The sequence below is a fragment of the Buttiauxella sp. JUb87 genome (assembly GCF_004361975.1).
GTDB lineage: Bacteria > Pseudomonadota > Gammaproteobacteria > Enterobacterales > Enterobacteriaceae > Buttiauxella > Buttiauxella ferragutiae.
Genome location: NZ_SNVY01000007.1, coordinates 75,231 through 96,947 on the forward strand (window position 1 = coordinate 75,231; position 21,717 = coordinate 96,947).

Genomic DNA, 21,717 nt, shown 5'->3' on the forward strand with positions numbered 1-21,717 from the left:
GTCAACGCACATCCTGGCACCCGTACCGCCCAGAACAGGATTGGGGTATGGCAGCCAGGAAAAGGACATTCATTGTTGCAGGCACTTCCAGCGGATGTGGCAAAACCACGGTTACGCTGGGTTTGCTTAGCCTCCTCACACAGCGCGGATTGCGCGTACAACCCTGCAAAGTTGGCCCTGACTATCTTGATACTGGCTGGCATAGCGCCGTGACCGGGACTGCCTCCCTGAACCTTGACCGTTTTATGCTGCCGGTTGCCACGTTAAATGCGCTGTTTGCCGAACGTATGCAGCATGCGGATGTGGCGGTGATTGAAGGCGTGATGGGGCTGTTTGATGGCTACGGCATCAGTCCTGATTATTGCAGCACCGCAGGGATGGCGAAGCAACTGAACTGCCCGGTGATTCTGCTGGTCGATGGGAAAGCTGTTTCGACGTCGATTGCCGCGACGGTCATGGGGTTTCAACATTTTGACCCCGCATTAAAGCTGGCGGGCGTGATCGTCAACCGCGTGAATAGCGAAAGCCATTATCAGTTGTTGAAAAGCGCTATTGAACGCTACTGCGGCGTGCCGGTGTTGGGCTACGTTCCCCGTGTTGAAGGGGTTTCGTTACCGGAAAGGCATTTGGGGCTGGTCACCGCACGCGAGTCGGTCGTCAATTCACAACCCTGGGCAGACTTCGCCAGCCAGCTTGAAAAAACGCTGGATATCGACCAGTTGCTGGCACTCAGCGTCTGTGATGCGCTCCCTTCAGGGGCGTGGCCTGAACTGCCAGCCGCCGGCAGCGGAGCAGGGTTAACGCTGGCGCTGGCTGATGACGAGGCGTTCAACTTCTATTACCCCGATAACATTTCTCTTCTTGAGCGTGCTGGCGTGCGCATCGTGCGCTTCAGCCCGCTGCATGACAGCCAGTTACCGGAATGTCAGATGATTTGGCTCGGCGGTGGCTATCCGGAACTCTACGCCGAAAAGCTGTCTGCGAACCACACCATGTGCGCTCAAATCCTCGCAGCCCACCAACGAGGCGTGGCGATTTATGGCGAATGCGGTGGCTTGATGTACCTCGGCAGTTCGCTACAAGACAGCCACGGCGCGACTTATCCGATGGTCGGCGCTATTCCCGGCCATAGCGCGATGGGCAAAAAATTAACCCGCTTTGGCTACTGCGAAAGCCGGGCGCTGGCGCCCACCTTGCTGGCTGACACAGGCGAAACGCTGCGTGGTCACGAGTTTCATTATTCTGAATTTACGCCGCAAATCCCTGCGGTGATGGCGTGCAGCAAAACCCGCGACGGCGCAGTTTTACAGGCGTGGTCGGGTGGCTGGCAGGTGGGAAATACCTTCGCCAGCTATCTGCATATTCATTTTGCCCAGCGTCCCACGCTGCTTAATCGCTGGATAAGTGCAGCCTGGAGAGCGAAATGACACTCCTGGCCTGGGCGGTGGCGTGGATTCTGGATCGTCTGCTGGGCGACCCTCACCACTGGCCGCATCCGGTGCGCTGGATTGGCGCACTGACAGCGTTGGCACAACGTATCGTCCGGCGTTACTGCCGTAGCGAAGCGGCCTTGTCCATCGGCGGTGGTTTGATGTGGCTCTGCGTGGTTGGCACCACCTTCGGCGTGGCGTGGGGGCTGCTGCATTTTGCCAATGCCATTCACCCCTGGTTGGGCTGGATTGTCGAAGTGTGGATGATTTTCACGGTGCTTGCTGCCCGCAGCCTCGATGACGCCGCGCGTGACGTGGAGCTGCCGTTAAGTGAGGGCAATCTCGAGGAAAGCCGCAAAAAACTCGCCTGGATTGTCGGGCGCGACACTTCCCAATTGCAAATGCCGCAAATCAATCGCGCGGTAGTGGAAACCGTTGCGGAGAACACCGTGGACGGCGTGATAGCACCACTGTTCTTTTTACTGCTCGGCGGCGCGCCACTGGCTATGGCCTACAAAGCCGTCAACACGCTGGATTCGATGGTCGGCTACAAACACCCAAAATACCGTGCAATCGGCATGGTTAGTGCGCGAATGGACGACCTCGCCAACTTCATTCCGGCGCGTATCAGTTGGTTATTGCTGAGCGCTGCCGCGTGGATGTGCCGCAACAATGCCATCGACGCGCTGCGTATTGGCTGGCGCGATCGCTACAACCACAGCAGCCCCAACTGCGGTTGGTCGGAGGCCACGGTGGCAGGGGCGTTAGGTATTCGTCTCGGCGGGCCAAATGAATACTTCGGGCAACGGATGGACAAACCCTGGCTCGGAGAGGCTTCCCGCGAGATAGCCGTTGGCGATATTTCAGCAACGATTCAATTGATGTGGGTGGCTTCCACGCTGGCGCTGCTGCTGTTTGCGCTGGCGCGGGTTATCTGGTCTGGAGCGGTCTGAGGGCAATATGATGAATTACATACAACAACCACAAGCGATTGAAGCCAAAAGCTTCGTCATTATCGACGAGATTGTCCGGGAAACCCGGCCAGAATACCGTTTTGCCAGCGAGCTGCACGAGGCGGTGATTAAACGGGTTATCCATACCACCGCCGATTTCGACTGGCTGGATATTTTATGGTTTTCCGAACATGCGCTGGACAACTTGTGCGCCGCGTTGCGCAGCGGCTGCACGATTTACACTGACACCACGATGGCGCTTTCCGGGATCAATAAAACGCTGTTAGCCAGTTTCGGTGGCGAGTGCCGTTGCTATATCAGCCATCCCCACGTTGTCCACCAGGCGAAAGAACTGGCGATCACGCGCTCTATGGCGGCGGTTGATCTGGCGATGCAAGAAGAAGGCGAAAAGATCTTTGTCTTTGGTAACGCGCCAACCGCACTGTTCCGCTTGCTGGAAAAGGCGACTCCGGTGCGTGCTGTGGTTGGCGTTCCTGTCGGGTTCGTCGGCGCCGAAGAGTCGAAAGATGCGCTGATTGCCAGCGACCTTCCGGCCATTGCTGCACGCGGGCGTAAGGGCGGTAGTAATGTCGCCGCCGCCATCGTCAACGCCGTGCTGTATCACCTGCGGGAGGCGTGATGAGCGAATCCTTCGAGGCACCGGTGTGGCATAACGGAAAAGCGTTACGCAAAGGCTATACCACCGGCTCCTGCGCAACGGCGGCGGCAAAAGTCGCGGCGCTGATGGTATTACGCCAGCACCTGATTCATCAGGTTTCTATTACCACGCCTTCCGGCGTGACGCTGTGCCTGAATGTTGAATCGCCACAAATCGAAGGGCAGCAAGCGATCGCCGCTATCCGTAAAGACGGCGGTGATGATATTGACGCCACCCACGGCATGTTGATTTTTGCCAGAGTCGCGCTGAACGATTCCGGCGAGATAACCCTTCATGGCGGCGAAGGGGTAGGCAAAGTCACCCGCAAAGGCATTGGCTTGCCCGTCGGCAGTGCCGCGATCAACCGTACGCCACGCCAGACCATTGAATCTGCGGTACGTGAAGTGATTGGCCCGTCGCGTGGTGCGCAGGTGGAAATCTTCGCCCCTGAAGGGGAGCTACGGGCGCAAAAAACCTATAACTCGCGCCTTGGCGTCATCGGCGGTATCTCGATTATTGGCACCACAGGCATTGTGACGCCGATGTCGGAAGAGAGCTGGAAGCGTTCTCTGGCGCTGGAACTGGAGCTGAAACGCGCAGCGGGTCTGGAGCGCATCGTGATGGTGCCTGGCAATCATGGCGAACGTTTCGTACGCGAACAGCTTGGCGTGGACAGCCAGTCCATCGTCACCATGAGCAACTTTGTTGGTTACATGATTTCGGAAGCGGTGCGCCTGGGCTTCCGTCAGATCGTGCTGGTCGGGCATCCGGGGAAGCTGATTAAGGTCGCCGCCGGAATATTCCATACCCACAGCCATATTGCCGACGCGCGCATGGAAATACTGGTCGCCCATCTGGCATTGCTCCACGCGCCTTACGAATTGCTGGCTGCCGTCAGCGAATGCGACACCACCGAAGCGGCGCAAGAGCACATTGACGCCTGGGGTTTCCAGCGCATCTATCACCATCTTGCCGAACGTATTTGTCTGCGGGTTGCCCAGACGCTGCGTTTTACCAGCCAGCCTCCCGTTTGCGATGCCGTGATGTTTTCTTTTGATAACCAACTGTTGGGTAGTAACCGCCCGTTGCAGGAGATAGCGGAGGATTTGCAATGCTGACGGTGGTTGGAATGGGGCCTGCGGGCGTGCAACTGATGACGCCCGCTGCCCGCCAGGCGGTTGCCGAAGCTGAAATTCTGATTGGCGGGAAACGCCATCTGGCGCAGTTCCCCGATTTTTGCGGTGAAACGCGCCAACTTGATGCCGACATCGCCGCTTTACTGAGCTGGATTGAATGCCAGACCGCGCGCCGCGTGGTGGTGCTGGCATCTGGCGATCCGCTGTTTTATGGCATTGGTACGCGAATGGTTGCGCACTTTGGAGTCGATCGCCTGAAGGTGATCCCGGGGATCAGCGCGGCGCAATATCTTTGCGCGAAAACCGGCATCGATATGAATGACATCTGGTTAACCAGCAGCCACGGCAGAACGGTCGATTTCGAAGTCCTGGTCCGCCAGCCCAAAGTGGCGATGGTGACCGATAAATTGTGTGGCCCGCGAGAAATCGCCGCTGAGCTGGTCGCCAGAGGCGCCGGGCAACGCAGGCTGGTTATCGGTGAAAACCTGGCAATGGAAAACGAACGCATCCACTGGCTACGCGCCTGTGATGTCACTGCACAGTACGACATGAATGTCCTGGTGATCCTCAATGAAAGATGAACTGTTTTTACGCGGGGCAAAAGTCCCGATGACCAAGGAAGTGGTGCGCACCGTGGCGCTCTCCAGGCTTGCGTTGCATCAGGCCCGCCATTTTATTGATGTTGGTGCAGGCACGGGCAGTGTCTCGATTGAAGCAGCGCTCAGCCACCCTGAACTGCGGGTGACGGCCATTGAACGAAACCCCGATGCACTGACGCTGCTGGCGGAAAACCGTCGCCATTTTGATTGCTGCAATATCGAGATTATCGCCGGTGAAGCTCCGGTGATGTTGGGGGAAAAAGCCGAGGCGATTTTCATCGGCGGCAGTGGCGGCAACTTGACGGAGTTAATTGACTGGGCGCTGGAGCAGCTCAACCCGCAAGGGCGGCTGGTGCTGACGTTTATCCTTCAGGAAAACCTCACCACCGCACTGGATCATCTTTCCTCCCGCGGCATGCACGATTTTGATTGCCTGCAACTACAGATTTCCGAGTTAACCGCACTGGGATGCGGGCATTACTTCAAACCCAATAACCCCACTTTTATGATTTCCTGCCAGAAGGAAAAGAATCATGGCTAAGACTTTTGATCCCCGCAGCGTTTGGTTTGTGGGTGCGGGGCCAGGTGACCGCGAACTGATTACGCTCAAAGGCTACCGCTTGCTGCAAGAGGCGCAGGTGGTGATTTACGCCGGTTCGCTTATCAACACTGAGCTGCTGGACTATTGCCCGAAAGAGGCGCAGTGCCACGACAGTGCGCAACTGCATCTGACGCAAATTATCGACCTGATGGAAGAAGGGATTAAGGCCGGTAAAACGGTGGTGCGCCTGCAAACCGGCGATGTGTCGCTCTATGGCTCAGTGCGCGAACAAGGCGAAGTCCTCGCCCGTCGCGGTATCCCGTGGCAAGTGGTGCCGGGCGTCAGTGCTTTCCTGGGGGCTGCGGCGGAGCTGGGTGTTGAATACACGGTGCCTGAGGTTTCGCAAAGCCTGATTATCACGCGCCTGGAAGGGCGCACGCCTGTGCCGCCGCTCGAGCAGATTGAACTGTTCGCCAGCCACCAGACATCAATGGCGATTTACCTCTCCGTGCAACGCATCCACCGCGTCGCCGAACGGCTGATTGAAGGCGGCTATCCGGCTTCGACGCCAGTGGCGGTTATCTATAAAGCGACCTGGCCGGAAAGCATGACCGTACGCGGCACCCTCGCGGATATTGGCGACAAAGTCCGTGACGCGGGGATCCGCAAAACCGCGCTGATTCTGGTCGGCGCATTCCTCGGCGAAGAGTTTCACTATTCACGCCTGTATGCCGCGGATTTCAGCCATGAATACCGCAAAGCCTGAGTTAATCACACTGGGAGTTTCACACTGATGTTAACCGTAATTGGGATTGGCCCTGGCTCGCAGGCCATGATGACCCTCGAAGCCGTAGAGGCGTTGCAGGCTGCTGAAATCGTGGTGGGTTATAAAACTTACACCTATCTGGTGAAGGCGTTCACCGGCGACAAGCAAGTGATCAAAACAGGGATGTGCAAGGAAATTGAACGCTGTCAGGCGGCGATTGAGCTGGCGCAAAGCGGGCGCAACGTGGCGCTGATTAGCAGCGGCGATGCCGGTATTTACGGCATGGCTGGGCTGGTGCTTGAGCTGGTCAGCAAACAGAAACTGGATGTGGAAGTGCGGTTGATTCCCGGCATGACAGCGAGCATCGCCGCCGCATCTTTGCTTGGCGCGCCGTTGATGCACGATTTTTGCCACATCAGCCTCAGTGATCTGCTGACACCGTGGGCGGTGATTGAAAAACGCATCATCGCCGCGGGCGAAGCCGATTTTGTCATCTGCTTCTATAACCCGCGCAGCCGTGGCCGCGAAGGGCATCTGGCTCGGGCTTTTGAACTGCTTTCCGGTAGCAAAAGCGCCCAGACGCCAGTAGGCGTGGTGAAGTCAGCCGGGCGCAAAAAACAACAGAAATGGCTCACCACACTCGGCGAGATGGATTTTGAACCAGTGGACATGACCAGCCTGGTGATTGTCGGCAACCACGCAACCTATATCGAGCAAGGGCTGATGATCACCCCGCGTGGTTACACGTTGTGACGCCTGGCTGAAACAAAAGGATTAAACCATGAAAAAAGCGCTTCTGGTGGTGAGTTTTGGCACCAGCCATCACGACACCGGTGAGAAAAATATTGTGGCGTGTGAACGCGACCTGGCTGCCAGTTGCCCTGATCGCTGCCTGTTCCGTGCCTACACCTCAGGGATGATCATCCGCAAGTTAAAACAGCGTGATGGCATTCATATCGATACGCCACTGCAGGCGCTGCGCAAGCTGGCAGAGCTGGGTTATCAGGATGTGGCTATTCAGTCGTTGCACATCATCAACGGCGATGAGTACGAAAAGATCGTCCATGAAGTGCAGGTGATGCGGCCATTGTTTGCGCGCCTGGTGATTGGCGCACCGTTACTCAATAGCTTCGCTGATTATTCGCAACTGATGGCGGCTTTACGCCTGCAAATGCCTGCGCTGGGCGAACGGGAAGAAGTGGTGTTTATGGGTCACGGTGCCAGCCATCACGCTTTCGCCGCTTACGCATGTCTCGATCACATGATGAAGGCACAGCAGATGCTCGCACGAGTTGGTGCGGTGGAAAGTTACCCGGAAGTCGGGCAACTGATTGACAACATGCTGGCCGAAGGCGTGCGCGCCGTTCATCTGATGCCGCTCATGCTGGTGGCAGGTGACCACGCCATCAACGATATGGCGTCTGATGAAGACGATTCGTGGAAATCACAGTTCTGCGCTGCGGGGATTCCCGCGACACCGTGGTTGCAGGGACTGGGTGAAAACCCGGCGGTGCGCGCGATGTTCGTCGCACATTTACAGCAGGCGATTAAAGGTTCAATGGAGGAGGCAGCATGAGCGGAAAACTCTACGCAATTAGCACCGGCCCTGGGGCGAGCGACTTAATTACGGTGCGCGCGTCGCGGGTACTTGCCACGCTGGACGTGCTGTACACCCCCGCCGGACGTAAAGGCGGCGATAGCCTGGCGCTTTCTATCGTGCGCGAATATCTCGGTGAGCACACGCAAGTCTGTTGCCGCCATTTCCCGATGAGCGCGGACAGTGCCGAAAAAGAAGCGGTATGGGATGCGGTTGCCGCCGAACTGTACCGCGAAGTTGAGGCGGGAAAACGCGTCGGCTTTATTACCCTCGGCGATGCCATGTTGTTCAGCACCTGGGTCTTTTTACTCAAGCGGTTGCCGCATCCTGACTGGCTGGAAATTATCCCAGGCGTGACCTCTTTTGCGGCGATTGCTTCACGCTCTGGAACGCCGCTGGCGATGGAGTCGCAATCACTGGCGGTGATTTCTTGTACCTCGCCGGAGGACGAGATTCGCCAGGCGCTGGAGCGGCATGACAGCCTGGTCTTAATGAAGGTGTATGGCCGTTTTGCGCGAATTAAGTGCCTGTTGCAGGAAGCGAATTTGCTGGATAACGCGTTGATGATGGCCGAAGCGACACTGCCGAACGAGCAATGCTGGCGAAACCTGCGAGAGGTGCCGGATGACCAGGAGTTGCCGTATTTTTCGACCATTTTGGTGAACAAGCAGTGGCGTAATTAGCTGAATCGGTGGATGACGCCTGCGGCTTATCCCCCCGACAAAATCAAACCAATGACGTAGACGTAGGTCGGATAAGCGCTGCGTCATCCGACAACAATGCTGAAGGGGAAATCATGGAATCGTTACTGAAAAAACTCTCACTAAGCGGCTTCGGCATGGGAATGCTGTTGCTCATCGTGCCGCAAGATGCGTTTGCCATGCACATTATGGAAGGTTTTTTACCGCCGATGTGGGCGCTGGCCTGGTGGCTGCTGTTTCTACCGTGCCTGTGGTATGGCCTGGTGCGCCTGCGCCAGATTGTTGCGGAAGACAGCAACCAGAAAGTGTTGTTGGCGCTGTGCGGCGCATTTGTTTTCGTGCTCTCGGCGCTGAAAATTCCGTCGGTAACCGGAAGCTGCTCGCATCCTACCGGCGTTGGGCTAGCGGTGATTTTGTTCGGGCCCGGTGTGGTGGCAATCCTCGGCGCGGTGGTGTTGCTGTTCCAGTCACTGCTGCTGGCTCACGGCGGTTTGACCACGCTTGGCGCTAACGGCATATCGATGGCGGTGGCGGGGCCGATTGTCGGTTATCTGGTGTGGAAGCTGGCTTGCCGCGCAGGGTTACGTCGAGATGTCGGGGTGTTTTTATGCGCTATGCTGGCGGATCTCACCACTTACTTTGTGACCTCGGTGCAGTTGGGCGTTGCGTTTCCCGACTCGCAGGCGGGCATGGGCGGATCGACGCTTAAGTTCATGAGTATCTTCTGCCTGACGCAGATCCCGATCGCCATAGCGGAAGGGCTGCTGACGGTATTGATCTATGACCAAATCACGAAACGTAATTTGATCACGGCACAGGAGCATTAACGATGAAAAAGACGATAGTTTTGCTCGCGATGGTGATTGCACTGGTGATATTGCCGTTCTTCATTGACCACAACGGTGAATATGGCGGTTCCGACGGTGAAGCGGAAAGCCAGATCCAGATTATTGCTCCGGATTACCAACCGTGGTTCCAGCCGCTGTATGAACCGGCAAGCGGTGAAATAGAAAGCTTGCTGTTTACCTTGCAGGGTTCTTTTGGTGCGGCGGTGATTTTCTACATCTTCGGTTACTGGAAAGGCAGACAACGTGCAACTGACCGGGCTTGACAGACTCAGCTACCAAAGTCGCTGGTACCACGTTTCACCGGTGCGCAAATTCTGGTTGTGGCTGGCGATGATGGTGCTGGCGTTTGCCTTGCCACCGCTCGGCCAGGTTTGTTTGCTGGTGCTGGTCGCGGCGTTCACCTGCTGGTTACTGCGTATTTCGCTGTGGCGCTGGTGCCGGTGGATGGCACTGCCGTTTGGTTTTTTGCTGGTGGGGGTGGTGACAATCCTGTTTAGCATCAGCCGCGAATCGACGGAGCTGTTGTGGAGTGTGCCGGTTGGCAGCGTCTGGATTGGCATCAGCCATGACGGATTGCTGATGGCGAATGCGACTGTCTGGCGCAGCCTGGCGGCGCTGGCATCGACCTTCTGGCTGGTCCTCAATCTGCCTTTCCCGCAGCTGATTGTGCTGCTGCAGCGTGCGCGGGTGCCGAGGTTAATGACCGAACAGATCCTGCTGACCTGGCGCTTTATTTTTATCTTGCTGGAGGAGGCGCTGGCTATCCACCGTGCGCAGACGCTGCGCTTTGGTTATCGCAGTTTGCCGCTGGGGTATCGATCGTTTGCGATGCTGGTCGGAATGCTGTTTACCCGCGTGATGATGCGCTATCAGCAAATGGTGACGGTGCTGGATATCAAATTGTATCAGGGTGATTTTCACCTCTAAGGACAGCCATGCTAGCCACAGAATCTCTCTGGTTTCGTTACCAGGACGAACCGGTACTTAAAGGTGTTTCGCTGGATTTCTCTCGCCATTCGGTTACCGGGCTGGTGGGGGCAAATGGTTGCGGAAAATCGACATTGTTTATGAACCTCAGTGGCATTCTGAAGCCGCAAAAAGGGGCGGTGCTGTGGCAGGGCAAGCCGCTGGATTACAGCAAACGAGGGCTGCTGGCGCTGCGTCAGCAAGTCACCACGGTTTTTCAGGACCCGGAACAGCAGATTTTCTATACCGATATCGACAGCGACATTGCGTTTGCGCTGCGCAATATCGGGGTGGAAGAAGCAGAGATTGCGCGGCGGGTCGAAGAAGCATTGACGCTGGTCGACGCGCACGCTTTTCGTCACCAGCCGATTCAGTGCCTGAGTCACGGGCAGAAAAAGCGCGTTGCCATTGCGGGCGCATTAGTGCTCCAGGCGAAATATCTGTTACTCGACGAACCGACGGCAGGGCTGGACCCTTCGGGGCGCACGCAGATGATTGAAATTATTCGCCGCATCGTCGCTCAGGGCAACCATGTGGTGATCTCCAGCCACGACATCGACTTGATTTACGAAGTGAGCGACGCGGTGTATGTGCTCAACCACGGCGAAGTTTTGGCGCAAGGGACGCCGGAAGACGTCTTTTCTCGTCAGGCCTGCATTGAGCAAGCGGGATTGACGAAGCCCTGGCTGGTCAAAATGCACCTCGAGCTGGGTTTACCGCTTTGTAAAAATGAAGCGGATTTCTTTGCCCGCATGCGGGCGACATATCTTCAGGAGGCGTCATGAAGCAGGCAATCATGTTGCAGGGAACGGCATCGGATGTCGGGAAAAGTGTTCTGGCTGCGGGGCTTTGCCGTATTTTCCATCAGGATGGTTGGCGAACCGCGCCGTTTAAATCGCAGAACATGGCGCTGAATTCCGGCATCACGCCGGAAGGTAAAGAGATGGGGCGGGCGCAAATTTTCCAGGCCGAAGCGGCGGGCGTGGTGCCGGACGTGCGCATGAACCCGGTATTGCTCAAGCCCACCAGCGATAGCAAAGCGCAGGTGGTGCTGATGGGGCAGGTGGCTTGCAATATGGACGCCGTCAGTTACCACGAGTACAAACCGCGCCTGCGGGAACAGGTGACGGCGGCGTATAACAGCCTGGCGCAAGAGTATGACGTGCTGGTGCTGGAGGGGGCGGGAAGCCCGGCGGAAATCAATCTGCGCGACCGCGACATCGTCAATATGGGAATGGCCGAAATGGCCGGATGCCCGGTTATCCTGGTGGCAGACATCGACCGTGGCGGCGTTTTCGCCTCTATTTATGGCACGCTGGCGTTATTGCAGGAGCATGAACGCTGGCGAGTAAAAGGCGTCATCATTAATAAATTCCGCGGTGACGTGGCGTTGCTCCATTCCGGGATTGAACAGATTGAGTCGTTAACCGGCGTCCCGGTGTTGGGCGTGATGCCGTGGCTGGATGTCGACCTGGAAGATGAAGACGGTGTGGCGCTGCAGCGCGGTAAATATTTGCACACCGAAAAGCGCGATATCGAGATTGCGGTGCTGCACTTACCACACATTTCCAACTTTACTGATTTCAATGCGCTGGCGGCGCAACCGGATGTCCGCGTGCGCTATGTCCGCCATCCAGAAGAACTGGACGGGGTGGATCTGGTTATCTTGCCGGGCAGCAAAAATACCCTCGGCGATTTGAGCTGGATGCGCGAACACGCCCTGGCGCAGAAGGTGCTGGAGCTACATCGCTGCCGCGTGCCGATCATCGGCATTTGCGGCGGTTACCAGATGCTCGGCGACACCATTATTGACGAGGTGGAATCCGGGCTTGGCACCTTACCAGGGCTGGGCTTGCTCAATACCATGACCCAATTTGCCAGTAGTAAAACCACCACTCTGGTGGCGGCAGAAACTGCCGCGTCGTTGCCTGGCTGGCTGGCGCAGGCTTCGGGGATTGCGCTACGCGGCTATGAGATCCACATGGGGGAAACGCAATTAACATCGGACTGCCGTCCGGCATTGTTACTGCAAAAAAACGGCGAATCGATTGCCGACGGTGCAGTCAGCGATGACGGGCTGGTGTTTGGCACTTATCTGCATGGGCTGTTTGACAGTAATGCTTTCACGCGCGCGGTGGTGAATGGGCTACGGGCGCGTAAAGGCTTAGCGGCGCTGACCAGCACAGTCGATTACGCGAGTTATAAATCCCAACAGTTTGACATTCTGGCAGCGGCCATGCGGCAAAACATTGATATCGAAAAAGTCTATCAAGTGATGCGTGAGCACCAGGAGGCAACGGCATGATTCTGGTCACTGGAGGTGCCCGCAGCGGCAAAAGCTCGCATACGGAACGGCTGGCCGCTGAGGATTGTGACCATGTTTTGTATATCGCCACTTCGCTGGTCACCGATGACGAGATGGCATCACGCGTGGCTCAGCACCAGGCGCAGCGCCCACAACACTGGCGGACCTGGGAAGGGTTCCGCGATTTGGGCGAGGTGATTCGCCACCATCTGCAACCAGGCGAAGGCGTGATGCTGGAGTGCATCACTACTATGCTGGCAAACCTGCTTTATGAAGAGAGTGCAGGCGCTGAACCGGAGAGCTTGGATTTTGCGGCTCTGGAGGTGATTCTGCTGCGCCAGATTGACGACTTGATCGCCGCATGCCAGCAGTCGCCCGCGCCAATCTACATTGTGACTAACGAACTGGGGATGAGCATCACGCCGCAAAACCGCCTGGCTCGCCATTTTGTCGACATCTCTGGCAGGGTTAATCAGAAGCTGGCGCAGGCGGCAGATGAGGTGTGGCTGGTGGTGGCGGGGATTGGGGTAAAAATCAAATGTCGCTAAATATGTTGGCTGCGACCATGCGATTTATTACCCGCATCCCGGTACCAGAGAAGTGGGCTGACGGGGTAGAGTTCCGGCACTACGGCCAGGGCGTGCGCTATTTTCCCGTCGTTGGCTGCGTTGTTGGCGGGCTTGCCGCATTCGTCGCGGTGGTTGCCAGCCAGAGCGGTGGCGGCATTTATGTCGGTGCGCTGGTCTACGTTTTGGCACTCGCTTTTCTGACTGGCGGTTTTCACCTCGACGGGCTGGCGGACACCTGTGACGGCATTTTTTCTGCCCGTAAGCGCGAGCGTATGCTGGAAATTATGCGCGACAGCCGCCTGGGGACACACGGTGGCCTGGCGCTGATTTTCTGTATTCTCATCAAAACATTTGCCGTTATTTCGTTATCGCAATTTCCCGCTAAAGAACTTTTCACGTTGTTGCTCTGTGCACCAGTGGCTGGCCGCGCAGCCATGGTGCTGGCGATGTATAAGCAGCGCTACGCCCGTGCCGGTGAAGGGATGGGCAATATTTATATCGGCCAGATTAGCGGTTATCAGGCCGCCATCACCTTGTTGATTGGGGCGCTGATTGTCGGGCTATTCACCGGAACGCGCGGGCTTATCGCCATTCTGGTGACTTATGTTGTGGTTTATGGCGTCGCATCCTATTTCCGCCGCCAGTTAGACGGGCAAACCGGCGACACGCTGGGAGCCTCGGAAGAAGTGGGGGAAATGGTATTTCTGCTGGCATTGCTGTGGGCCTGAATGATGCGTTAAACAATTGAGGATAATAACGGTGCAAACATTAACGGAATTAGTGGCAAGCATCAGGCCGCTTGATCAACAAAAAATGGCGCAAGCGGCTGACTATATTGAAAGTTTAGCCAAGCCAGCAAAAAGCCTCGGGCGGCTGGAAGTGATGGCAACCCAACTGGCGGGTATGCGTGGGATAAGCCATCTGGATAACCTGCAAAAAGAAATTATTGTGATGTGCGCCGACCATGGTGTGTTTGATGAAGGAGTCGCTGTAACCCCGAAAGAGGTCACTTATATTCAGGCGTTGAATATGCAGAAAGGGCTGACCGGCGTGTGCGTACTGGCAAAAAACAGCCAAACCTCTGTTTTGCCCGTGGACATCGGCATTGATTGCGAACCGATCGCCAATATGGTGAGCCTTAAGCTGGCACGCGGATGCGGCAATATTGCGCAGGGGCCAGCCATGTCGCGCCAGGACGCGGAACAACTGCTGCTGGCAAGCGCTCAGCTGGTAAAAAAACGTGCGGAGGAAGGGGTGTCTATTTTTGGCGTCGGTGAACTGGGGATTGCCAACACCACGCCCGCTTCGGCGATGATCAGTGTATTTAGCGATTGTGACCCGCACGATGTGGTGGGGATTGGTGCCAATCTGCCACTCGATCAGTTGCAGCATAAAGAGTCGATTGTCAGAAAAGCTATCCACGTTAACCAACCCAACGGCAACGATGCGCTGGATGTGCTGGCAAAAGTGGGTGGATATGACCTGGTGGGGATGGCGGGAGTCATTCTCGGGGCGGGGGCGTGTGGCCTGCCGGTGGTGCTGGATGGTTTTCTCTCGTATGCGGCGGCGATTGCGGCGTGCCAGCTAGCACCGGAAGTCAAAAGCTATTGTATCCCTTCACATTTCTCGGCAGAGAAGGGCGCGCAGCGCGCATTAGAACACCTTAACCTGAAGCCTTATCTGTATCTGGATTTGCGCCTCGGCGAAGGCAGTGGCGCAGCCATTGCGATGTCGATATTAAGTGCGGCCTGCGCGATGTATTGCCATATGGGATTACAAGCGAACAGCGGTTTTAGCCTGCCGGGTTCACCGACGTAATTGGGGATGTGAGGGGATGGTGTATCCAGCCCCTTTCACCCTCACCAGGCTAACCGATAATCGTGATCCCCAGGCGCTCCATTATTTGGATCACCTGATAATTATCCAGTTTGACCCCTTGTAAATCGGTGCCGCGAACGTCCAGGTTACCCAGTTCTGAATTGGTCAGGTCACAATGGGTAAAGTTGGCTGATCGCCAGTCGAAGGAAGAGAATTCACCGCCGGAAAGGTCAGAGCCACTAAAGGTCGCCCCCAGAATTTGAGCACCATTCCAGCGGTTTTCCCACAGCTCGCACTTCTCGAGCACCACCTTGCTAAAGTTGGCGTAGCTCAGGTTGGTTTTGGTGATGTAAGCACTGCAAAACCAGCTGCGGGTGGTGATCATATTCATGAAGCTTGCGCCACGAAAGTCTGCGCCTTGCGCCCGACAGTCGCGGATTTCGATACCCAGGGCGCTGGCATTTCTGAAATCTGCCATCGATAAATCACAGCTTTTGAAGGCTGCGTCTTTCAGTATTGCCCGGTTAAAATTACCGCCTTGCTGGCTTTCACGGTCATAAAACTGGCAGCCGACAAACTCGGTACCGGTCAGGTCAGTGCCTGAAAAGTCGCAGTTAAAAAAAGTGCTGTTCTCAATTTTCGCGCCAGTGAACTGATTGCGGCCAATCTTTGTACCATTCAAAGCCAGAGTCATAATAATTAACCTGTTTATTTGTACAGTGAAATTTATTGTAACCCAAAGACGGAGCAGTAGAAAATCGCTCAGCGCACGTTTTTGTGTGTGGGTGTAACAGGGCAGATAAGCGTAGGGAATCATAGCCGATAAGTTGCCAGAAACCGTTGCGTGAACCTAATCTTAAACGATGGATTGGGTGAGCAAAAGTGTGAGCATTAATGAGAACAGTGGCGATTATCGGCGCGGGGCCAACGGGGATTTATACTTTTTTCTCCCTGCTGAAGAATAAGACACCTGTAGCCGTTTCTGTCTATGAGCAAGCCCCTGAAGCGGGTGTCGGTATGCCTTACAGCGATGAAGAAAACTCGCGCATGATGTTGGCGAATATTGCCAGCATCGAAATTCCGCCCATTTTTTCGACCTATATCGACTGGCTGCGCCGCCAAAGTGAAGCGCATCTGGCGCGCTATGGTGTCGAACATGCTTCGCTTCATGTCCGTCAATTTCTACCGCGCATTCTTCTTGGCGAGTACTTTCGTGACCAGTTTTTGGAACTGGTGGCGCAGGCAAAAAAACAAGGTTTTAACGTTGAAGTGCATGAGTCTTGCCAGGTCACTGACCTGCAAGCCACAGCAGACGGCGTCAGGTTATGGGCGCAAGGGGAGGCGGTGCCCCATTTGTTTGATCTTGCCGTTATCGCAACGGGGCATGTCTGGCCAGACGAAGATGCCGCGACACACAGCTACTTTCCTAGCCCGTGGTCGGGGCTGATGGAGGCGCATATTCCGGCGGGCAAGGTTGGCATTATGGGGACTTCTTTAAGTGGCCTGGACGCCGCAATGGCGGTGGTTATCCAGCATGGCGAATTTATTGAAGATGATGACGAGCACTGCCGGTTCATTCTTGATGAACAAAGTACCGCGCTTAACATTGTGCTGATGTCGCGCTCAGGCATCCTGCCAGAAGCGGATTTCTACTGCCCGATCCCGTATGAACCTTTATTGGTTGCCACCGAACAGGCTATCAAAGACGAAATTGCGGCCGGTTCAGACGGCCTGCTCGACAGGGTTTTCGGCCTGATGATGGAGGAAATCGAACGGGCTGACTCGACCTGGAGCGAGCGCATATCCCTCAATACTCTGGATGCCGACAGCTTCGCCAACACCTGGTTTTCCGACCGGAAAGAAAATAACCCGTTTAGTTGGGCCGAAGCCAATCTGCAGGAAGTCGAACGCAACAAACGCGACAAACGAACTGTGCTCTGGCGTTACGCCATTCTGCGTTTACATGAAGCGGTGCAGGAGATTGTGCCGCATCTCAACGAACAGGACAGCAAGCGGTTCGACGCCGGGCTTGCTCGCGTGTTTATCGATAATTATGCCGCCATTCCTTCGCAATCGATTCGCCGATTACTGGCCTTACGTGAAGCGGGGATCATCAGCATTCTGGCGCTTGGGCAAGATTATCAACTCGATGTCAAAGAGCACCAGACCGTGATTGCCGCACAAGGCGACAGATATGAGTTCAATGTGTTTATTGATGCTCGCGGGCAAAAAGCGCTGAAGACAAAAGACCTGCCGTTCCCCACTTTACGCCAGCAACTTGCCGCTAATGGTGATGATATTCCGGATGTTGGCGACGATTACACCTTGCTGGAACCGGCCTGCGCCCGTGGGCGTATCGGGTTTGGCGCATTGCCGTATTTGATGCACGACCAGCCTTTCGTTCAGGGGCTAACCGTTTGTGCGCAAATCGGTGCCGCGATAGCAAAAGCCCTTTCAAAACCCGCGCTCAGGCCGCGCAGAAAGCTACCGTTTTGGGATGAGTGACCGACATTAGGATTGCAGGGCGGAAAACTCGAGCGCCAGACCGATGAGCGTCATATTTTGCACTGAGGGTTCCGCAGTTGCCGCAATCAGGGTGCCCTGGAATTTCAGTTTCTTGAACGGCCCATTAATGATGAGCCTTGCGCGCAGGCTGGGAAGTGCCTGGGAACTGACAGGATAAACAACGCGTCCTTTGATGGGGACAGGGATTTTTCGTAACTCAATGCGTTGCAGCACGCCGATATTGGCGTAGAGCACGGCAATCGGCGTGACGGAAACCAGCGGTTGTGCGCAGACACTAATAAAATCCAGCAGCAATTCTGGTTGCAGGTAATTTAACCCACCATGCGTTACGGTAACGCCTGGGATTTCCGGCATCGGGAAAGACAGCGGCAGGAGTGATGAATCAGTCATTGATCCCTTTCCATTATGATTTCGCCTTATTGACCCGATAAGAGTAGACCATCCTGAATGAGAAGAGCTTTGCCAATACCGCAGGAATAGTTTTGGTGAGGTGTTGCTTTTGCCATTTTTGAGAATCTACGTTGCTTCCCTTTTGATTTGTTCATAAACTAATTCAGTTCATGAATCATGAACTGTAGAAAGGTGTGAACAAATGAAAGAAGAACAGCTTTTGTCCGGGGTTTTAGAGAACCTGCCAAAAGGCTTCGAGTTGCAATATGAGCATAGCAACAATGGCGTACATGACGGTTGGGGCAAGTTAACGGGGCCGAGCGGTGAAACGATGACATTTGCCCTGGAAATAAAGCAGATCCATCGTAAAGAATCGCTGATAGCTGCCCGTGAACAAATGGCTCGCTTTCCTGGAAATGTCCCTGCATTACTCGTGTGCAACCGACTGACGTCTACGTTGGCGGAATATTGTGCCGAGAGCCAGATTAATTTCATCGATACGGCGGGCAACGCCCATATCCAGGTTCCAGGATTATATCTGCTCAGAGAAGGGCGCTATGAAAAGAAACCCGTTGTTGCCAGTAGTCGTTTTGCGGAAGGAGTAATGAAACTTCTTTTTGTGCTGTTATCCAGCCCAGAAACCCTGAACGATACGTACCGCAGCCTGGCGGAGAAAGCGGGGATTTCCCTGGGGATGGTTAGCAAGGCTTTCGATTATCTTGAAGCACAGCGCTATTACCGAAAATCGCAGCAGGGGCGGCGTTTGATGAATGAAGAAGAATTACAGGTTCTGTGGCTTAAAGATTATGCCACTGCTCTGCGCCCAAAACTGGATTCTCTTTCTTTGTCTGCACCTGTTTCATGGGGTGAGATAGCGTTGGCGTCCGAGGAATACTGGGGGGGCGAAATTGCTGCCGCCCAGCTGAGCGGTGGATATCTGATTCCGGAAACAGGCGTGATCTTTACCCCTCATCATCTTTTACAAAGGCGGAAAGAACTGGGGCTAAAACCTGTTTCTGGCGGAAAACTGCAACTGATTTCCCGTTTTTGGAAGCACTTTGCACTGAGTCGCAAAGCAGAAGCGATGCTGTGCGTGGCAGAATTGTTGGTGAGCGGCGACGACAGAAACAGAGAAGCAGCAAGGATAATCAATGACAAATACCTTCACCTTAACGAATCCGATCTTTTCAGTTACTGAAACATTGCTAAGCCTGATTAACCGAATTTGTACCGCCCAGGAGATCCCGTTTTTTATTGCAGGTGCAACGGCGCGTGAAATTTTACTCCACCATGTTCACGGCAGGAGTATTGGTCGTCGAACTCGCGATATTGATATCGCTGTGTTTGTAGATGGCTGGCCGAGGTTTGATGTGCTTAAAAATGCCTTTATTGCTGAAGGTGCACATGCTGTCCGTGATAATGCTCATCGTATGATTTCCGAAGGGATCGAGCTGGATATTATTCCTTTTGGCGGAGTTGCTGAAGGGAGTCAAATTACCTGGCCGCCGGAGCGTGAGGTAATCATGTCCGTGGACGGATTTGCTGAGGTATTTAATCACACCGTAACAGTGCAACTGGGCAATGGGGAAAATCTGCCGTTTTGTTCCTTACCGGGATTAGCATTATTAAAACTTTTTGCCTGGCGCGATCGCGGGCATGGCAATGCGAAGGATGCGACCGATCTCTACAAGATTATTCGTGAATATGGCGCTATTGAAGATGAGCGTATATATGAATCCCCCATCGAAGGTGAAAAACTAGACTGGAATCCTGTGCGTATGGGCGCAGTGCTGTTGGGCGGCGATATCGTTGCAATTAGCGAGCACACTTCTTTAGCCGAGTTGATGCGTCTTGATAGAGAACGTTTGACCGACGCTATAGTGCGGCAAACTGATGTGGGCGATATGACTGTTGAGCAGATTATGAATGATTTCTGGAACGGTATGATGAGTGGTGGTTGAGATACAAACTCCGCACGGCACAAAATATGCGGGTTTTCAGGATTTCGTCTGGAATTATTCAAGCTAATCACAGCGTCACCCGCACTGAGTTTCTGGCTGATGACGCTGATCGTTTATTTCGGATGACGGGTGCGCATTAGCCGAACGACAGGCTTGTGCGTTTGAGGATCAAAGTAGCGGCTCGGCCAGATGGTTTCGGCGGGTACACCAATGGCTTTGCTTATTAGCAGTTCCCCTTTTGCCCACGGGCGGCTCAGAGCGTTGGCGAGAGTGGAAGAACTTAAACCTGCGGCGCGGGATTCGGCTGCCAGAGAGGTGCCTTTTTTACGCAGTGCCGGCCTACAAGGACACCGGCCAGTCCGAAGGCTGCCCTGCCTGAGCCACCATTGAAAGTTGGGAGTACAGTTTTTGAACTGTATATCCAACAGGTGTGCGGAGACATTGACACTCGTAGGAATGCGAGTGGCTTTCCAGACATTTTTCTTAAGTTGCAGGTGTTGCAGAAGAGGTGAGTAGCTCGGTGAAATCAGCTCACAAAAAACTCTATGGGTCCCACCGTTTTTGGATTGATGCTGGTTTTGTCATGAGTCATATATGGACGCCCAGTGTTATGCAAATACTGATTTGATACGGTTCGCTGTCATATATCCGGCGTCATTTATGGAAAGAGGTTTCCTGCGCCATGATGTCATCCGCACCCTGTTTCCTTATCACCTCACCGGTATGTTGCTACCAGAACTCACGCCAGGATTTTACAGGGTCGGTCTGCCGTTTTCTCATCAGTGTCTGCAAACTCAGTTAAACTATGGTGATTCCAGAAAAACGGGCAATTAGTTTGTTGCAAAAGCTTTGTTAATATTGAAATTTTCTGACCCTGTTAATAATCGCCAGATAATGCGTGTGAGCTTATTAGCCAATGCCACCGTCGCTTTCATTTTGCCTCTTCGCTCAATAAGATGTTTCATCCAGCTTCCCAGTGCATCATCGCGCTTCTGTGACCAGAACATGACTGACCGTGCTCCATGGATAATCAGCGTTCGGAGATCACGGTTTCCATTTTTAGTCATTGAGGACAGGTTGTTTTTTCCTCCCGAACTACGCTGCCTGGGTACAAGACCACACCAGGAAGAGAGTTGCCTGCCATTCGTAAACTGTTCTGCATTGACCTCACTTAGAAATGCAGCGGCAATGAGAGGTCCTACTCCCGGTATCGTCATCAGTACTTTGTATTTTGGGAGCTGTTGACATAAAGCCAAAATGTTGTGTTCCGTCGAACGGATGCGCTCATCAAGAAAATGAAGGTTTTCCAGTAACGAAAAAAGTAAACCGCGTAATACCGGGGAAATATCCAGCGCCGGATCTTCAATAAGTTCAGGCAATCGTTGTGACAGGATATGAATGCCCACAGGGAGTTCAATCCCCTGTTCAGCAGCCAGTGCCCGAGCTTGATTTGCCACCGCCGTGCGTTGTTCGACCATTAGCTGGCGGGCGCTGCGAAGTGCTTTAATATCCTGTTGCCCGACGGTTTTTATCGTCACAAAATGGATACCAGGGCGTAGCGCAGCCTCACAGATCGCCAGTGCGTCATTAGCATCATTTTTCTGATGACGGGTAAAAGCCTTAACATGTTGGGTTGGGATAAGGCGAACGAGAAGCCCGATTGACTTGAAGGTTCGTCCCCAGTAATGCGAAGTAGCGCAAGCTTCCATTGCAATCAACGTATTAGCTGGAAACTGGCGAAGGGTATCCAAAAGTTCATTTCTGGGAATTTTTCGATTGGATGCAACAGTTCCATCACTCATCCAGACACATACCTGAAAAACAGACTTAGCTAAATCGATCCCGACAACTTTTATCGAGTTCATGATGTTGTTCCTCTGAGAAAAGACATTCAGCATAAGTGTGGCAGAACTTAGGCTGGGAAGGGGCGTCCATCACATCACCTCTGATTGT

25 protein-coding genes are annotated in these 21,717 nt (G+C 54.4%); 21 read left to right on the forward strand and 4 right to left on the reverse strand.

The window, feature by feature from the left end; all coding sequences use genetic code 11:
* Window positions 1-47 precede the first annotated feature (47 nt).
* From EC843_RS19380 to cobT, 18 genes are all read left to right on the forward strand, one after another.
* Window positions 48-1,427 (forward strand): cobyrinate a,c-diamide synthase, encoded by a 1,380-nt coding sequence (locus tag EC843_RS19380; protein ID WP_133522897.1) that lies wholly within the window; start codon window positions 48-50, stop codon window positions 1,425-1,427.
* Entirely contained in the window at window positions 1,424-2,383 is a 960-nt protein-coding gene (cbiB, locus tag EC843_RS19385) for an adenosylcobinamide-phosphate synthase CbiB (RefSeq protein ID WP_064544065.1), read from the forward strand. The genes EC843_RS19380 and cbiB overlap by 4 nt, the downstream gene beginning before the upstream one ends.
* A 10-nt stretch (window positions 2,384-2,393) precedes the next feature.
* Window positions 2,394-3,023, forward strand: a complete 630-nt coding sequence (locus EC843_RS19390; RefSeq protein ID WP_064544105.1) for a cobalt-precorrin-8 methylmutase — start codon at window positions 2,394-2,396, stop codon at window positions 3,021-3,023.
* Window positions 3,023-4,159 (forward strand): cobalt-precorrin-5B (C(1))-methyltransferase CbiD, encoded by a 1,137-nt coding sequence (cbiD, locus tag EC843_RS19395; RefSeq protein WP_064544066.1) that lies wholly within the window; start codon window positions 3,023-3,025, stop codon window positions 4,157-4,159. The genes EC843_RS19390 and cbiD overlap by 1 nt, the downstream gene beginning before the upstream one ends.
* A complete protein-coding gene (cbiE, locus tag EC843_RS19400) occupies window positions 4,153-4,758 on the forward strand; it encodes a precorrin-6y C5,15-methyltransferase (decarboxylating) subunit CbiE (protein ID WP_133522898.1) in 606 nt (201 codons plus the stop codon). Before cbiD ends, cbiE begins: the two co-directional genes overlap by 7 nt.
* Complete coding sequence (locus EC843_RS19405) at window positions 4,748-5,317, forward strand: decarboxylating cobalt-precorrin-6B (C(15))-methyltransferase (protein ID WP_064544071.1); 570 nt, start codon at window positions 4,748-4,750, stop codon at window positions 5,315-5,317. Before cbiE ends, EC843_RS19405 begins: the two co-directional genes overlap by 11 nt.
* On the forward strand, window positions 5,310-6,083 hold the full coding sequence (locus EC843_RS19410) for a cobalt-precorrin-4 methyltransferase (RefSeq protein ID WP_064544073.1): 774 nt from the start codon (window positions 5,310-5,312) through the stop codon (window positions 6,081-6,083). The genes EC843_RS19405 and EC843_RS19410 overlap by 8 nt, the downstream gene beginning before the upstream one ends.
* Window positions 6,084-6,110: 27 nt before the next feature.
* The gene (locus tag EC843_RS19415) at window positions 6,111-6,836 is read left to right on the forward strand and encodes a precorrin-3B C(17)-methyltransferase (protein ID WP_133522899.1); all 726 of its coding nucleotides are present in this window, start codon (window positions 6,111-6,113) and stop codon (window positions 6,834-6,836) included.
* 28 nt (window positions 6,837-6,864) lie between these two features.
* On the forward strand, window positions 6,865-7,659 hold the full coding sequence (locus tag EC843_RS19420; RefSeq protein WP_064544077.1) for a sirohydrochlorin cobaltochelatase: 795 nt from the start codon (window positions 6,865-6,867) through the stop codon (window positions 7,657-7,659).
* Window positions 7,656-8,363, forward strand: a complete 708-nt coding sequence (locus EC843_RS19425; protein ID WP_064544079.1) for a cobalt-factor II C(20)-methyltransferase — start codon at window positions 7,656-7,658, stop codon at window positions 8,361-8,363. Before EC843_RS19420 ends, EC843_RS19425 begins: the two co-directional genes overlap by 4 nt.
* A gap of 113 nt (window positions 8,364-8,476) precedes the next feature.
* Window positions 8,477-9,208: a cobalt ECF transporter S component CbiM gene (cbiM, locus tag EC843_RS19430; protein WP_064544082.1), complete on the forward strand. Its 732-nt coding sequence runs from the start codon at window positions 8,477-8,479 to the stop codon at window positions 9,206-9,208.
* A 2-nt stretch (window positions 9,209-9,210) separates the two neighbouring features.
* A complete protein-coding gene (locus EC843_RS19435) occupies window positions 9,211-9,492 on the forward strand; it encodes an energy-coupling factor ABC transporter substrate-binding protein (RefSeq protein WP_064544084.1) in 282 nt (93 codons plus the stop codon).
* Window positions 9,479-10,156, forward strand: coding sequence for an energy-coupling factor ABC transporter transmembrane protein (locus EC843_RS19440; RefSeq protein ID WP_133522936.1), 678 nt, complete (start codon window positions 9,479-9,481; stop codon window positions 10,154-10,156). The genes EC843_RS19435 and EC843_RS19440 overlap by 14 nt, the downstream gene beginning before the upstream one ends.
* Window positions 10,157-10,164: 8 nt before the next feature.
* Entirely contained in the window at window positions 10,165-10,980 is an 816-nt protein-coding gene (locus tag EC843_RS19445) for an energy-coupling factor ABC transporter ATP-binding protein (protein ID WP_133522900.1), read from the forward strand.
* Window positions 10,977-12,500, forward strand: a complete 1,524-nt coding sequence (locus EC843_RS19450; protein WP_133522901.1) for a cobyric acid synthase — start codon at window positions 10,977-10,979, stop codon at window positions 12,498-12,500. The genes EC843_RS19445 and EC843_RS19450 overlap by 4 nt, the downstream gene beginning before the upstream one ends.
* Window positions 12,497-13,048, forward strand: coding sequence for a bifunctional adenosylcobinamide kinase/adenosylcobinamide-phosphate guanylyltransferase (cobU, locus tag EC843_RS19455; protein WP_064544089.1), 552 nt, complete (start codon window positions 12,497-12,499; stop codon window positions 13,046-13,048). The genes EC843_RS19450 and cobU overlap by 4 nt, the downstream gene beginning before the upstream one ends.
* Window positions 13,039-13,797, forward strand: coding sequence for an adenosylcobinamide-GDP ribazoletransferase (gene cobS, locus EC843_RS19460; RefSeq protein WP_133522902.1), 759 nt, complete (start codon window positions 13,039-13,041; stop codon window positions 13,795-13,797). Before cobU ends, cobS begins: the two co-directional genes overlap by 10 nt.
* A 31-nt stretch (window positions 13,798-13,828) precedes the next feature.
* Window positions 13,829-14,887 (forward strand): nicotinate-nucleotide--dimethylbenzimidazole phosphoribosyltransferase, encoded by a 1,059-nt coding sequence (cobT, locus tag EC843_RS19465; RefSeq protein ID WP_064544094.1) that lies wholly within the window; start codon window positions 13,829-13,831, stop codon window positions 14,885-14,887.
* Between the two features lie 49 nt (window positions 14,888-14,936).
* Here cobT and EC843_RS19470 read toward each other — a convergent pair whose 3' ends face one another.
* Complete coding sequence (locus tag EC843_RS19470) at window positions 14,937-15,581, reverse strand: Qnr family pentapeptide repeat protein (protein ID WP_064544096.1); 645 nt, start codon at window positions 15,579-15,581, stop codon at window positions 14,937-14,939.
* 200 nt (window positions 15,582-15,781) lie between these two features.
* On the opposite strand from EC843_RS19470, the gene EC843_RS19475 reads away from it, so the two are divergent.
* Entirely contained in the window at window positions 15,782-17,392 is a 1,611-nt protein-coding gene (locus EC843_RS19475) for an FAD-NAD(P)-binding protein (RefSeq protein ID WP_133522903.1), read from the forward strand.
* 6 nt (window positions 17,393-17,398) lie between these two features.
* On the opposite strand, the gene EC843_RS19480 is transcribed toward EC843_RS19475, so the two are convergent.
* Entirely contained in the window at window positions 17,399-17,803 is a 405-nt protein-coding gene (locus EC843_RS19480; protein WP_121815056.1) for a dTDP-glucose pyrophosphorylase, read from the reverse strand.
* 202 nt (window positions 17,804-18,005) lie between these two features.
* On the opposite strand from EC843_RS19480, the gene EC843_RS19485 reads away from it, so the two are divergent.
* Both EC843_RS19485 and EC843_RS19490 read left to right on the forward strand, forming a co-directional pair.
* The gene (locus EC843_RS19485) at window positions 18,006-19,001 is read left to right on the forward strand and encodes a type IV toxin-antitoxin system AbiEi family antitoxin (protein ID WP_064544101.1); all 996 of its coding nucleotides are present in this window, start codon (window positions 18,006-18,008) and stop codon (window positions 18,999-19,001) included.
* Window positions 18,955-19,764, forward strand: coding sequence for a nucleotidyl transferase AbiEii/AbiGii toxin family protein (locus tag EC843_RS19490; protein WP_133522904.1), 810 nt, complete (start codon window positions 18,955-18,957; stop codon window positions 19,762-19,764). Before EC843_RS19485 ends, EC843_RS19490 begins: the two co-directional genes overlap by 47 nt.
* Before the next feature lie 113 nt (window positions 19,765-19,877).
* Here EC843_RS19490 and EC843_RS19495 read toward each other — a convergent pair whose 3' ends face one another.
* Both EC843_RS19495 and EC843_RS19505 read right to left on the reverse strand, forming a co-directional pair.
* Window positions 19,878-20,096, reverse strand: coding sequence for a helix-turn-helix domain-containing protein (locus EC843_RS19495; protein WP_243739169.1), 219 nt, complete (start codon window positions 20,094-20,096; stop codon window positions 19,878-19,880).
* 498 nt (window positions 20,097-20,594) lie between these two features.
* Window positions 20,595-21,629, reverse strand: coding sequence for an IS110 family transposase (locus EC843_RS19505; RefSeq protein WP_133522905.1), 1,035 nt, complete (start codon window positions 21,627-21,629; stop codon window positions 20,595-20,597).
* Window positions 21,630-21,717: the final 88 nt, after the last annotated feature.